General features: G+C 65.9%; 10 protein-coding genes. 3 read left to right on the plus strand and 7 right to left on the minus strand.

Annotation, left to right across the window (positions count from 1 at the left end):
- Positions 1-12: 12 nt before the first annotated feature.
- Positions 13-1,764 carry an ABC transporter permease gene (locus tag BP26_RS0101390; protein WP_051748085.1) on the minus strand — a complete coding sequence of 584 codons (1,752 nt, stop codon included), beginning with the start codon at positions 1,762-1,764 and terminating at the stop codon, positions 13-15.
- A 279-nt stretch (positions 1,765-2,043) separates the two neighbouring features.
- Positions 2,044-3,375 carry a UDP-glucose dehydrogenase family protein gene (locus BP26_RS0101395; protein ID WP_029918792.1) on the minus strand — a complete coding sequence of 444 codons (1,332 nt, stop codon included), beginning with the start codon at positions 3,373-3,375 and terminating at the stop codon, positions 2,044-2,046.
- A 171-nt stretch (positions 3,376-3,546) separates the two neighbouring features.
- Between BP26_RS0101395 and BP26_RS0101400 the strand changes: the two genes are divergently transcribed.
- On the plus strand, positions 3,547-5,040 hold the full coding sequence (locus tag BP26_RS0101400) for a DUF3336 domain-containing protein (protein WP_029918793.1): 1,494 nt from the start codon (positions 3,547-3,549) through the stop codon (positions 5,038-5,040).
- 72 nt (positions 5,041-5,112) lie between these two features.
- Here the strand turns inward: BP26_RS0101400 and BP26_RS0101405 are convergent, their stop codons facing one another.
- From BP26_RS0101405 to BP26_RS0101420, 4 genes are all read right to left on the minus strand, one after another.
- On the minus strand, positions 5,113-7,926 hold the full coding sequence (locus BP26_RS0101405; protein ID WP_029918794.1) for a valine--tRNA ligase: 2,814 nt from the start codon (positions 7,924-7,926) through the stop codon (positions 5,113-5,115).
- A gap of 105 nt (positions 7,927-8,031) precedes the next feature.
- Positions 8,032-8,469: a hypothetical protein gene (locus BP26_RS0101410; protein WP_029918795.1), complete on the minus strand. Its 438-nt coding sequence runs from the start codon at positions 8,467-8,469 to the stop codon at positions 8,032-8,034.
- A 20-nt stretch (positions 8,470-8,489) separates the two neighbouring features.
- Entirely contained in the window at positions 8,490-8,924 is a 435-nt protein-coding gene (locus BP26_RS0101415; RefSeq protein ID WP_029918796.1) for a DNA polymerase III subunit chi, read from the minus strand.
- Between the two features lie 102 nt (positions 8,925-9,026).
- On the minus strand, positions 9,027-10,538 hold the full coding sequence (locus BP26_RS0101420) for a leucyl aminopeptidase (RefSeq protein ID WP_029918797.1): 1,512 nt from the start codon (positions 10,536-10,538) through the stop codon (positions 9,027-9,029).
- Positions 10,539-10,816: 278 nt separating this feature from the next.
- Between BP26_RS0101420 and lptF the strand changes: the two genes are divergently transcribed.
- Together lptF and lptG are read left to right on the plus strand one after the other, a co-directional pair.
- Positions 10,817-11,890 (plus strand): LPS export ABC transporter permease LptF, encoded by a 1,074-nt coding sequence (gene lptF / locus BP26_RS0101425; RefSeq protein ID WP_029918798.1) that lies wholly within the window; start codon positions 10,817-10,819, stop codon positions 11,888-11,890.
- Positions 11,887-12,948 carry an LPS export ABC transporter permease LptG gene (gene lptG, locus BP26_RS0101430; protein ID WP_029918799.1) on the plus strand — a complete coding sequence of 354 codons (1,062 nt, stop codon included), beginning with the start codon at positions 11,887-11,889 and terminating at the stop codon, positions 12,946-12,948. The genes lptF and lptG overlap by 4 nt, the downstream gene beginning before the upstream one ends.
- Here the strand turns inward: lptG and BP26_RS27225 are convergent.
- The gene (locus tag BP26_RS27225) at positions 12,945-13,466 is read right to left on the minus strand and encodes an RDD family protein (RefSeq protein WP_051748020.1); all 522 of its coding nucleotides are present in this window, start codon (positions 13,464-13,466) and stop codon (positions 12,945-12,947) included. The genes lptG and BP26_RS27225 overlap by 4 nt on opposite strands.
- Between the last annotated feature and the right edge of the window lie 32 nt (positions 13,467-13,498).

A 13,498-nucleotide genomic window follows, 5' to 3' on the forward strand; every position in this document is an offset into this window, starting at 1 on the left:
AACTGCCTCCGGTTATTCCTCGACGCCGGCCAGGCGCTCGGCGCTGCGATACAGCGGCCGCCACAGCACGCGGTTGAAGCCGACCACGAACAGCGACATGATCGCCACGCCCAGCACCACGCGCGGATAGTCGCCGTCGTTGGTGGCCTGGGTGATATAGGTGCCGAGGCCGTGCGCCTGGATGTGCTTGTCGCCCCAGGTGACGATTTCCGAAACGATGCTGGCGTTCCAGCAGCCGCCGGCCGCCGTCATGGCGCCGGTGACATAGTAGGGCAGGATGCCCGGAATCATCGCCCGCTTCCACCACAGCCAGCCGCGCAGGTGCAGATTGTCGGCGGCGTCGCGCAGATCGTGCGGGAACACGCTGGCACCGGCCACCACGTTGAACAGGATGTACCACTGGGTGCCGAAGATCATCAGCGGGCTGAGCCAGATGTCCGGGTTGAGGCCGAACTTGACGATCAGCACCACCGCCACCGGGAACAGCAGGTTGGCCGGGAACGCGGCGAGGAACTGCGCCACCGGCTGCACCATCGCCGCCAGCCGTGGCCGCAGGCCGATGGCGACGCCGATCGGTACCCAGATGAGGCTGGCCAGCGCCACCAGCAGGATCACCCGCGTCATGGTGATCAGGCCCAGCAGGGTGACGTGCCCGAGTTCGCCGAAGCCCAGGCTGTGGCTGATGTAGCGCACCGTGGTCCATGCGCCGTAGGCGGCGGCCAGGACGATCAGGCCGTACCAGGCGATGTCGATGGCCAGTGGCGTCCAGGGTGGCAGGTTGAGGCTGGTTTCGGCTTCCACCTTCGCGGCACGCCGCTGGCGCAGCACGTAGCTGATGAACGCTTCGGTCGGACGCCACAGGGTGCCGACGAAGCGCGAGCGCTGCAGCATGCGCAGCACCCAGGATTCCGGCTCCACCTCGCCGGGTTCGTTGTCGGCGCGGAATTTCTCGCCCCAGGCGATCAGCGGGCGGAACAGCAGCTGGTCGTAGAGCAGGATCACGATCAGCATGGCCAGGATGGCCCAGCCGATGGCACCGAGGTTCTTCTCGGCGATGGCGGTGGCGACGTAGGAGCCGACGCCGGGCAGGGTGATGGTCTGGTTGCCCACCGTGATCGCTTCCGACGCCACCACGAAGAACCAGGCGCCGGACATGGACATCATCATGTTCCAGATCAGCCCCGGCATGGCGAAGGGTAGTTCGAGTCGGCGGAAGCGCTGCAGCGGGCTGAAGCGCAGGCTCTTGCAGGCCTCCACCAGATCCGGCGGCAGGGTGCGCAGGGACTGGTAGACCGAGAAGGCCATGTTCCAGGCCTGGGCGGTGAAGATGGCGAATACAGAGGCCAGTTCCGCGCCCAGCACCTTGCCGGGGAACAGGCCGAGGAAGAACGGCACCAGGAAGGTGAGGAAGCCCAGCACCGGCACCGACTGCAGGATGTCCAGCACCGGGATCATGATGCGCTCCGCGCGCTTGCTCTTCGCCGCAAGGCCGGCGTAGGCGATGCTGAAGACCAGCGACAGGACCATCGCCGCGCCCATGCGCAGGGTGGTGCGCAGGGCGTAATAGGGGAGGGCCGAGGGACTCAGGTCCACCGGTGTCTTTTCCAGGGCCGACAGCGGGGCGCCGAACTGCGAGGTGCCGACCGAGATCAGGACCAGGGTGCCGAACAGCATGGCGAAGGCGACGATGTCCCAGGGGCTGGGCAGATTGCCGCGGGCAATGCCGCGCACGGCCAGGTAGGGATGGGCGACGATGCGACGCACGGCGGCCGGCGCACGGGCCAGCTCGTTCAAGGTGATTTTCGGGTCGCCAGCGCCGGTCCTGGAATCCAAGGGCGGCCTCGTCGCAGATGCTGATGGAGTTGAGTGCGCCGGCCACGCCGGTCCGGCGCATAGTCTAGTGCAAGACCATGCTGCGGCAAGGATTTTTTTGTTGCAGTCCGGTGACTCCCGGATGCCTTGCAGCATCCGGGAGGAGGTCCGGTGTTCAGCCTGCTTTCAGCGCGCTTTCAGTCGGCCCGCTTCAGGCACGATCGCCTTCGATCAATGCTTCTGCACCGGCCGGCCGACGCAGTCGTAAACGAAACCTTCGCCGCGCACCCAGGCCGGGTCGTAGAGGTTGCGGCCGTCGACGATCACCGGCTGCTTCAGCAGCTGCTTGAGCTTGCCCAGGTTGGGGCTCTGGAACACGCGCCACTCCGTCACCACCGCCAGCGCGTCGGCGCCTTCGGCCGCGGCCATCGGCGAGTCCACCAGGACCAGGTCGGCGCGCTCGCCGTAGATCTTGCGGGCCTCGTCCATCGCCACCGGATCGTAGGCGCGCACCTTGCCGCCCTCGGCCCAGATCGCCTCCATCAGGGTGCGGCTGGGGGCTTCGCGCATGTCGTCGGTGCGCGGCTTGAAGGCCAGGCCCCACAGCGCGATGGTCTTGCCCTGCAGGCTGCCCAGGTGTTTGTGCAGCTTGCGGTGCAGGGTCTGCTTCTGCTTGTTGTTGACCAGTTCCACCGCCTTGAGGATGGCGGCGTCGAAGTCGGCGTCGGCCGCGCTCTTCACCAGGGCCTTCACGTCCTTGGGGAAGCAGGAGCCGCCGTAGCCGGCGCCCGGGTAGATGAAGTGATAACCGATGCGCGGATCGGCGCCGATGCCGATGCGAACCTTTTCGATGTCCGCGCCGATCTGTTCGGCCAGGTTGGCGATCTCGTTCATGAAGCTGATCTTGGTCGCCAGCATGGCGTTGGCGGCGTACTTGGTCAGCTCGCTGGAGCGCACGTCCATGACGATGACGCGGTCGTGGTTGCGGTTGAAAGGCGCATACAAGGCCTGCATCAGCTTGGCGGCGCGGGGGCTGTCGGCGCCGACGATGATGCGGTCCGGCTTGTTGAAGTCGACGATGGCGTCGCCTTCCTTGAGGAATTCCGGGTTTGAGACGGCGTCGAATTCCAGCGCCGCGCCGCGCGCGGCCAGCACCTCGCGCACCGCGTCGCGCACCTTGTCGGCGGTGCCGACCGGCACGGTCGACTTGGACACGATCAGGCGGTAGTCGCTCATGTGGGTGGCGATGGAGCGCGCCACGGCGAGCACGTACTGCAGGTCGGCGGAGCCGTCCTCGTTCGGCGGCGTGCCGACGGCGATGAACTGGTACAGGCCGTGGGCCACTCCTTCGGCGGCGTCGGTGGTGAAGCGCAGGCGGCCTTCCGCGGCGTTCTTCAGCACCAGCTCGGTCAGGCCCGGCTCGTAGATCGGGATCTGTCCCTGGCGCAGGCGTTCGACCTTGCCGGCGTCGATATCCACGCATAGCACGTCGTTGCCGACGTCGGCGAAGCAGGCGGCGGTGACGAGTCCGACGTAGCCGGAACCGAAAATGGTGATATTCATGAATTTCCGAAGTTCAAATTTCTGTTCGCCGCCTGAAAATCGGCAGCAATCCACTAAATGGTAGCACTGGGGCGGCGAAAAACCTGTGACTGCGTGTGACCGGGTTGTCGGTTGGCTCGCGATGGGCGACCATATTGATTGAACAAATGTTTGATTTAAGTGGAGGCGGTCTTGGATTCACGAGCGCGTGAGTGCCGGCTGGCGATGCGCAATGCCACCGACTACGCCACCTGGCGGGAAGCGGCGACGGATTTCGACCGCGCCACCGGCCGCGAGGACTGGAAGCAAGAGGAAGAGTCCGATCAATACGACTGGAAACTGGTCAAGAACCGGCTGCGCCAGATCCGCCAGCTGCGCCAGGACGGGCAGGTGGTCAAGCTGGTGCACCACCTGCGCCAGGGCCTGTACTGGAACCTGGGCAACCTGTGCAATCCGGCGCTCTACGGCAACGCCCTGGTCGGCACCAAGCAACTGATCCATGATTACGTCGCCGAAGTGGTGATCGCGCTCAATTATCTCAGCGACGGCGATTTCCCCGAGTTCGACAGCGCCGCCAAGCGCCGCTTCTTCCACGATACGGCGGCGTCCTATGGCCGCTCCGCCCTGATGCTATCCGGCGGCGCCACGCTGGGCCTGTTCCATGTCGGCGTGGTCAAGGCCCTGGTGCTGGAGGATCTGCTGCCGGATGTGATCTCGGGCTCCAGCGCGGGCTCGGTGGTCGCCTCCACCGTCGGCACGCGCACTCCGGACGAACTGATCGACCTGCTCGATCCGCAGAATGCCTACTACCACTTCTGGAAGCCGCTGGGCCTGCGCGAAATGTGGCAGAAGGGCGTGCTGATGGACCAGCGCCAGATCCGCAAGGCCATCGCCTCCAACATCCCGGACCTGACCTTTGAGGAGTCCTACCAGCGCTCCGGCAAGATCATCAACATCACCGTGTCGCCGGCCGGCAGCAACCAGTCGCCGCGTCTGCTCAACTATCTCACTTTCCCCTACCTGTACCTGCGCGAGGCGGTGCTGGCCTCCAGCGCGGTGCCGTTCCTGTTCGAACCGGTGCTGCTGATGACCCGCGACGAGAACGGCCGTCGCGTACCCTACATGCCTTCTCTGCGCTGGACTGATGGTTCACTCAAGTCCGACCTGCCGGGCATGCGCCTGCGCCGCCTGCACAACGTCAACCACTTCATCGTCAGCCAGACCAATCCGCACGTCATTCCCTTCGTGCGCGGCTCGCTGGAAGAGCAGGGCCTGGTCGGCAATCTGCGCGACTTCGGCTATTCGCTGGTGCGCGGCTCCGCGCAGTACGCGATCGGCGTGGGCCGCATCAGCGTGCCGGTGCAGAAGGTGCGGCACACGCTGGATTATGCCTCCTCGATCCTGGACCAGGATTACCGCGGCAACATCATGATCGTGCCCAAGCTGACGGTGTGGCGCTACGCCAACGTCACCGCCAATCCGCGCATGGACGTGATCCAGCGCTTCATCAGGGAGGGCGAGCGGGCCACCTGGAAGCGGATCGAGATGGTGCGCAATCAGTTGCTGATCGCGCAGACCCTGGAGCGCTGCCTGCGGCGGCTGGAGCCGCAGCGGCTCAACAAGAGCGTGCGTGGTGAAGCGGCGAAGAAGCCGAATCTTAGCGTAGTGCGCAGCAAGGACGCGTAAGGCTGCGTTGCACTCCGGAAGCAAGGAAGGCAGCGCATCGATCGCAGGGCGGCCGTGGGCCGCCCTGCGATGTTACAGGGCTTCGATCTTCCCGATTTGCTCGTTCAGCGCCGCCAGTTCCTGCTGTTGCTGAGCGATGCGGGCACGTTCGCGTTCCAGAACCTCGGGCGGGGCGCCGTTGACGAACTTCTCGCTGCCCATGCGCGCCAGGTTCTTCGCCAGGTCGGACTCGGTCTGGGCCTTCTTCTTGCGCAGGCGTGCCAGTTCGGCTTCCTTGTCGATCAGGCCGGCCATCGGCACCAGGATCTTCATGCTTCCCAGCAAGGAGGTTGCTGAAACCGGTGGTTCCTCGCCGGCGGCGAGCAGGCGTGGTTCCTGGACGTTGGTCAGCGCCATGATCGAACCGGCGAGGCGGGCGATACGCTCCGCGTCTTCGGTTGCCGCGTCCTGCACCAGCAGCGGCAGCGTGATCTTCGGCGAGATGTCCATGCCGCTGCGGATCTGGCGCACGCCGAGGATGAAGGCCTTGAGCCATTCCACATCGGCTTCCGCCGTCTCGTCGATCTTCTCCGGCTGCGCCGTGGGGTAAGGCTGCAGCATGATGGTCTTGCCCGCCTTGCCGGCGAGCGGCGCCACGCGCTGCCACAGGTCTTCGGTGACGAAGGGCATCAGCGGGTGCAGCAGACGCAGGATCGTTTCCAGAACGCGCAGCAGGGTGCGGCGCGTGCCGCGCTTGGCCGAGTCGTTGTCGCCGCGCAGGGTCGGCTTGGTCAGCTCCAGGTACCAGTCGCAGTACTCGTTCCACACGAACTGGTATAGCGCCTGTGCCAGCAGGTCGAAGCGATAGGTGCGGAAATGCTCGGCCGCCTCGGCCTCGACCTTCTGCAGCCTGGAGATGATCCAGCGATCGGCCTCGCTCAGCCAGGCTTGCCCGTCTGGATTCGGATCCTGTTCCTCGCAGTTCATCAGCACGTAGCTGGTGGCGTTCCAGATCTTGTTGCAGAAATTGCGGTAGCCGGCGGCGCGGCTGAAATCGAAACGGATGTCGCGGCCCGGACTGGCCAGCGAAGCGAAGGTATAGCGCAGCGCATCCACGCCCACCGCCTCGATGCCGGCGGGGTAGTCCTTGCGCGTCGCCTTCTCGATCTTCGGCGCGGTCTCCGGCTTCATCAGGCCGGTGGTGCGCTTCTTCAGCAGCTCGTCCAGGCTGATGCCGTCGACCAGGTCCAGCGGGTCGAGCACATTGCCCTTGGACTTGCTCATCTTCTGGCCTTCGCTGTCGCGGATCAGGCCATGTACGTAGACCTCGCGGAACGGCACGTCGCCGTGCAGTTTGAGGCCCATCATCACCATGCGCGCCACCCAGAAGAAGATGATGTCGAAGCCCGTCACCAGCACGCTGCTGGGGTAGAACTTCTTCAGCTCCGGCGTTTCCCGCGGCCAACCCAGCGTCGCCAGCGGCCAGATGTCCGAGGAGAACCAGGTGTCGAACACGTCCTCGTCCTGCCGCAGCGCCAGGTCGGCGGCCAGCTTGTACTTGCTGCGCACCTCGGCCTCGTTGCGCGCCACGTAGATGTTGCCGTCCGCGTCGTACCAGGCCGGGATGCGGTGCCCCCACCAGAGCTGGCGGCTGATGCACCAGTCCTGGATGTTGCGCAGCCAGTGGAAGTAGGTATTGCTCCAGTTCTCCGGCACGAATTTGATGCTGCCGCCTTCCACCGCCTGGATCGCCGGCTCGGTGATCGCGGTCCAGCCGCCGGGACGGCCGTCGTCCAGGGTCTTGCGGGTCAGGTCGACGAACCACTGGTCGGTAAGGTAGGGCTCCACCACCACGCCGGTGCGGTCGCCGATCGGCAGCTTGAGCTTGTGATCGTCGATCTTGGCCAGCAGGCCCTGCGCTTCCAGGTCCGCGACAACACGTTTGCGGGCCTCGAAGCGGTCGAGGCCGCGATAGGCGGCAGGCGCCTCGTCGTTGATGGCGGCCGTGGGTGTGAAGATATTGATGACCGGCAGCTTGTGGCGCTGGCCCAGGGCGTAGTCGTTGAAGTCGTGCGCCGGGGTGATCTTGACGCAGCCGGTGCCGAACTCGCGGTCGACGTAGTCGTCGCCGACGATGGGGATTTCACGGTCCGACAGCGGCAGCTTCACCCTTCCGCCGATCAGGTGCCTGTAACGCTCGTCCTCGGGATGCACCGCCACCGCGGTATCGCCCAGCATGGTTTCCGGACGGGTGGTGGCGACGACGATGTAGTCGAGGCCGTCCTGCGTCCTGGCGCCGCCGGCCAGCGGGTAGCGGAAGTGCCACAGCTTGCCGTCCTTCTCCTCCTGCACCACTTCCAGGTCGGAGATTGCGGTCTGCAGCACCGGGTCCCAGTTGACCAGGCGCTTGCCGCGATAGATCAGGCCGTCCTCGTGCAGGCGTACGAAGTGCTCGATCACCGCTTCGGAATAGCCGGGATCCATGGTGAAGGCCTTGCGCGACCAGTCCACCGAACTGCCCATGCGGCGGATCTGGTTCTCGATGGTGTCGCCGGAGTATTTCTTCCACTCCCACACCTTCTCGACGAACTTCTCGCGGCCCAGGTCCAGGCGCGAGCTGCCGGCCAGCTTGAGGTTGCGTTCCACCACCATCTGCGTGGCGATGCCGGCGTGGTCGGTGCCGGGCTGCCACAGCGTGTCGTCGCCGCGCATGCGGTGATAGCGCGTGAGCGCGTCCATGATGGTGTGCTGGAAAGCGTGTCCCATGTGCAGCGTGCCGGTGACGTTCGGCGGCGGGATCATGATGGAATAGGGCGTGCCGCGGCCCTGCGGCGCGAACCAGCCGCTGCGTTCCCAGGTATCGCGCCAGCGTGCTTCGATGGCGCGAGGGTCGAAAGTCTTTTCCATGTCGGGGTCTGTCGGCGCGAAAGGCGCGAATGTACCGGCCGCCGCTGCGGCCGCCGTGCGGGGGGTATTTTACCGCGCGCCCGGCGCGGGGGCGGGCGGCAAGGCTCAGCTGGCGTTGTTCGGCGTCAGCGCTGGGCCGGGCGTGCGGTCGCAGTCCGGGCCGCGTACCACGTCGACCTCGTCGACCACGCCGCCGCTGGGCAGCACCACGACCTGGTCGCGGTTCTCGCAGGCGAAGCTGAGCTTGCCGGCACGCTGCACGCAGGACAGGAAGCGCGAGGCGCTGCGGTTGCGGCCCAGCTCGTCGGTGAAGTTGCCGGTGCGCGTGTCGCAGTTGTAGCCCTGCGAGGACAGGGTCGCTTCGGCCGCCACCATGGTGGTGCCGATCGGCACACTGCTGTGCACGTGGTCGCTGATCTTGGGATCGACGGTCTGGCTGAAGGTGCTGTTGACGTAGTCGTGCAGGCCGCTGAAGGTGCTGCAACCGGCGATCAGGAGGCTGGCAGCGAGCCCTGCGGCGAAACGGGCGGAATGGGGGCTCATGGAATGCCTTGGTCTGAACTTCAAAGATTGTGGGAGGACAGCTCGTAACCGCGGTCCCGGTAGAACTTGTACCGTTCGCGCGATTTTGCGCGCTGTGCGGCATCGCCGTCGACAATTTCCAGCACCCGTTCGAAACTGCTGAAGAAGGGCGGCACGTCGAGGCCCAGGTTGATCATCACCCCGTGGTGGCTTTCCGGCGGTTCGCCGTCGCCGATCAGCACATAGGGCAGGGGTTCCTGCAAGGGCGCGCCGAGCCGTTCGTGGGCGATGAAGCTGCCCTGGCGGAAGCTCCACAGCAGGCTGTCGACGGCGTTCGACACCGCCGCGTCCGGCGCGTAGACATAGACCCGCTGGCCGCCCGCAGCCGCCTTGTCGCACAGTTTGCAGGCCGTCATCACCGCACCCTCGGGCGGCTTGCCGCCTTCGGGGAGGATATAGAAATCGACGCGGGTCATTGGAATGCAGGGATTAGTGGTTGGTGACTAGTGGCCGGTCAAGCGGAGATTGTCGCCGCGCGCGCTTTTACCAGCCACTGATCACTAGTCACTGACCACTGCTTATTCTTCATGCTTCGCCGCGTAATTCAGCAGGTACTGCACCAGCAGGGGCACCGGCCGGCCGCTGGCCTTCTTGCCGGTCCAGGCGGTGCCGGCGATGTCCAGGTGCGCCCACTTCAGCTTGCGGGTGAACTTGTGCAGGAAGGTGGCGCCGATGATGGCGCCGGCCTCACGCGCACCGACGGTGGCGATATTGGCCACGTCGGCGAATTCGCTCTTGATCTGCGGTTCGTATTCCGGCCACAACGGCAATTCCCAGGCGCGGTCGCCGATCTGCTCGCCGGCGCTGAGCAGGGAGCGGGCCAGGCCGGACTGGTTGGCGAACAGGCCCGAGGCGTGGCTGCCGAGGGCGACGACGCAGGCGCCGGTGAGGGTGGCCATGTCGATGCACACCGCCGGGTCGTAGGTCTTCTCGGCATAGGTGAGGGCATCGCACAGGATCAGGCGGCCTTCGGCGTCGGTATTCAGCACCTCGATGGTGATGCCGGCCATGCTGGTGACGATGTCGCCCGGCTTCACCGCTTCGCCGTTGATCAGGTTTTCGGTGGAGGGAATGATGCCGATCAGGTTGATCGGCAGCTTCAGCTCGGCCACCGCGGCGAAGACGCCGAACACCGAGGCGCCGCCGCACATGTCGAACTTCATCTCGTCCATGGCCGCCGCGGGCTTGATCGAAATGCCGCCGGCGTCGAAGGTCAGGCCCTTGCCGACCAGGGCGATGGGTGCTTCACCCTTGGGCCCCTTGAGGTATTCCATCACGATCAGCTTGGGCGGCTGGCTGCTGCCGCGGGCCACCGAGAGCAGGGCGCCCATGCCCAGCTTCTCCATGTCGGCTTTCTCCAGCACCTTGGCCTTGAAGCGGTAGGCTTCGGCCAGCTTCATGGCCTGGTCCGCCAGGTAGGCCGGCGTGCAGTAATTGCCCGGCAGGTTGGCCAGGTCCTTGGTCAGGGCCACGCCGTGGCCGATGGCCAGCGCTTCCGCCAGGCCTTTTTCACCCGCCGGCAGGTCGCTGCGGCGCGGTACGTCGAAGGTCAGGCGCTCCATCTTCGGCTTGGGCAGGTCTTCCCGGGCCCGCTCGCCGCGCATGGCGTCGAAACGATAGTTCTCGTTCTCGATGGCCAGGGTGGCCTGCTGCACGTTCCAGTGGTAATCCCGTCCCTTCACCGCCAGATGGGTCAGGTAGATCACGGCGTCGATGGCGCCGGTGGAGCGCAGCGCCCGGGCCACCGAGGCGTGCACCTTGCGGAAGGCGCCCTCGTCGAAATCGCGCTCGCGGCCCAGGCCGACCAGCATGACGCGGTCGCAGAACACGCCGGTAAGGTTGTGCAGCACCAGGGTCTGGCCGAGCTTGCCGTCCATGTCGCCGCGACGCATGATGCTGCCGATGGCGCCTTCGGTGACCTGGTCGATGGTCGTTGCCGACTCGGTCGGGTTGCGGCGGTCGAAAATGCCCACGACGACGCAGGCGACACGCTGCTTCTCGGGATTGCCGCTTTTTACGAAATATTCCATTTTTTCTCTGAATCTGGCGGTAGAACGCTTGAAAACAGGCAAAAGCCGGTGTGGGGCTGCAAGCCTCGTGCCGGGCGGCCCGGGTGAGCGGGGCGGCCTGGAGTATTCCTGATTTTTACCGGCTGTTTCGGATGCGGCGCTGATTGTAAGCCATTCTTCGAAAATCGCCAGAGGCGGCGACCACTTTGGCCCGTCCGCACCGGCCAGGTGCAAGAATCCGTTTGCCCGTTCGCTCCCCATCCCCGCTGCCGGTCGGCAGCAGTTAAACTTCCCGGCTCATGAACCGACTGGTCCTCGACCGATACCTGATGCGTGAAGCGGCGACCGCCTGGTTCGCGGTCACCTTCGTGCTGCTCGCCATCATGCTGTCGACTCGTTTCGCCAGCGTGCTGGGCATCGCCGCCAAGGGCGATCTGCCGCGCGACCTGCTGCTCAACGTGGCCCTGCTGTCGACCCTGCGCTATCTCGTCATCCTGATCCCGGCTTCGTTGCTGCTGGCCATCATGATGTCGCTGGGTCGTCTTTACAGCGATAACGAGATCGCCGCCATGACCGGCTGCGGCGTCGGCCTCGGCCGGCTGTACCGGCCCTTCCTGTGGCTGGCGGTGCTGCTGGCGGGGCTGACCGCGGCGCTGTCGTTTTCCATCGGTCCCTGGGCCGGGCGGCAAGCCGACTTCCTGGTCAAGGACGCCAAGCGGCTGGTGCAATACACCCCGTTCGAGCCCGGGCAATTCAAGCCCACCGCCGGCGGCAAGGCGGTGTTCTATACCGCTTCGATGAATCCCGACGGCACCCAGTTCGGGCAGGTGTTCGCCCAGATCGAGGAAGCCCACGGCAGCAGCGTGGTGGTGGCCACCCGTGGCGAGCAGAACAGCGACCCCGCCACCGGGGACCGCTCGGTGCGGCTGTTCGACGGCTACCGCTATTCCGGCATCCCGGGTACGGCTGAATACGATGTGGTCAAGTTCAAGGAACTGACCCTGCGCCTGTCGCCCCCGGCCTTCGACTACATCAACAACCAGCGCGTGCTCAGCCCCACCAGCGACCTGATGGGCAGCGCCGATCCGCGCGACCAGGCCGAATTGCAGTCGCGCCTGGCGGCGCCGCTGTCGGTGCTGATCCTGGCGCTGCTGGCGGTGCCGCTGTCCCATCTGCGGCCGCGCCAGGGCCGCTACGGCAAGTTGGTGCTGGGCATCCTGGCGGTGCTGGTCTACCTCAACCTGATCAGCTTCGGCGCCACCTGGGTCGGCAAGGGCAAGGTGCCGCCGATGCTGGGCCTGTGGTGGGTGCATGGCCTGATGCTGAGCGTCGCCCTGGTGCTGATCGCGCGCCGGCAGGGGTGGCTGCGATGATCAACCGTCTCGACCGCTATGTGATCAGCCACGTATTGCAGCTGACCGGCATCGTCGCGCTGGGCCTGGTTTCGATCTACACCCTGGTGGTGTTCGTTTCCGACGTCAACGAGACCGGCAAGGGCAGTTACGGCGTGCTGCAGGTGCTGGAATACAGCCTGCTGATGATTCCCAGCAGCCTTTACATCCTGATGCCGATCGTGGCGCTGCTCGGCACCCTGATGGGCATCGGCGCGCTGTCGCGCAGCGGCGAGCTGACCGCGATGCGTTCGGCCGGCGTGTCCTTGTCCCGCATCGGCGGGGCGACCCTCATCGCCGGGGCGGGGCTGGCGGTCTTCGCCTTCTTCCTCGGCGACTGGCTGGCGCCGACCAGCGAGGCCGTGGCCACCGAACTACGCGACAGCTCGCGCGGCAGCGGCGGCAATGCCGGCAAGTCGGTATGGCTGCGCGATGCCGACCGCGTGGTGCGCATCAGCAAACTGCAGAGCGAGGACCACATCGGCGACGTCACGGTGTTCAGGCTGGGCGGCGACGGCCGCCTGGAAGCCGCATTGACCGTCGACGAGGGGGTCTACGCCGATGGCCACTGGCGGCTGTCGGGGGTGAAGCGCACCGATTTCGCCGATGACCACACCACCGTCACCGTGCTCGACCAGATGGATCTGGGCAACGGCATCAGCCCCAACGTACTGAAGCTGTTCATCCTCGAAGCCGGCAGCCTGTCGGCGCACGGTCTGGTGCGGCTCATCGGCTACATGGACGAAAACCACCTCGACGCCTCCAAATACCGCTTGCTGTTGTGGCGCAAACTGACCGAACCGCTGACGGTGATGGTCATGATGCTGTTTGCGGTGCCATTCGTCATCGGCCAGCTGCGCGACGCGGGGGCCGGCCAGAAACTGCTGGCGGGCGCCCTGGTCGGCATCGTCTTCTATGTCGTCAACAAGGTGTCGGTCAGCCTCGGCGATATCTACCAGTGGCCGGCGCCGCTGGCGGCCGGATTGCCGACCCTGGGACTGGCCCTGCTGTCCTGGTGGCGGCTGTCGCGGTCGCGTTAAGCCGGGCGGGGCAGCACCACGATCTCGGTGCTGGTCAGGCGGTCATAGAATGCGCGGCGCCTGCCGTCGAGCAGCAGGAACGCCACCGCAATGAAGGTGTAGGCCGCACAGGCGCCCGTCGCTTCGACGCGGTACGGCATGGTCGCCGTGACGGCGACAGGCAGCGCCGGCAGTATCGGCACCGCCAGAGCGATCAGCCAGCTTGCCAGCATCAGGGTATAGCGCACCGCGGCCACCGGCCAGCGCACGGCCGCGCCGTCGGCGCGCACCAGTTGCAGGCGCCAGGAGCGCATTCCCAGCGTCTGTCCCCCGTGGGTCCAGGACCAGCCGAAAAAGGACAGCCCGGTGAGGAACAGGAGCAGCGAATTGGCATGGTCGTTACGGGCCACTCCCAACAGGCTGTGCGCGAACAGGCTGGCGAGCAGGACCACCATCCACAGCGCTACCAGCAGCAGGCCGTCGTAGCAGGCGGCGGCCAGGCGTCGCCAGGGCGAAGCGGGGAGGGCGGGGGCTGTCATGGTGTGGTGCGTCGCAGAAGCGTAGGATGGGT

Source organism: Nevskia soli DSM 19509 (genome assembly GCF_000711955.1).
In the GTDB taxonomy this organism is placed as follows: domain Bacteria; phylum Pseudomonadota; class Gammaproteobacteria; order Nevskiales; family Nevskiaceae; genus Nevskia; species Nevskia soli.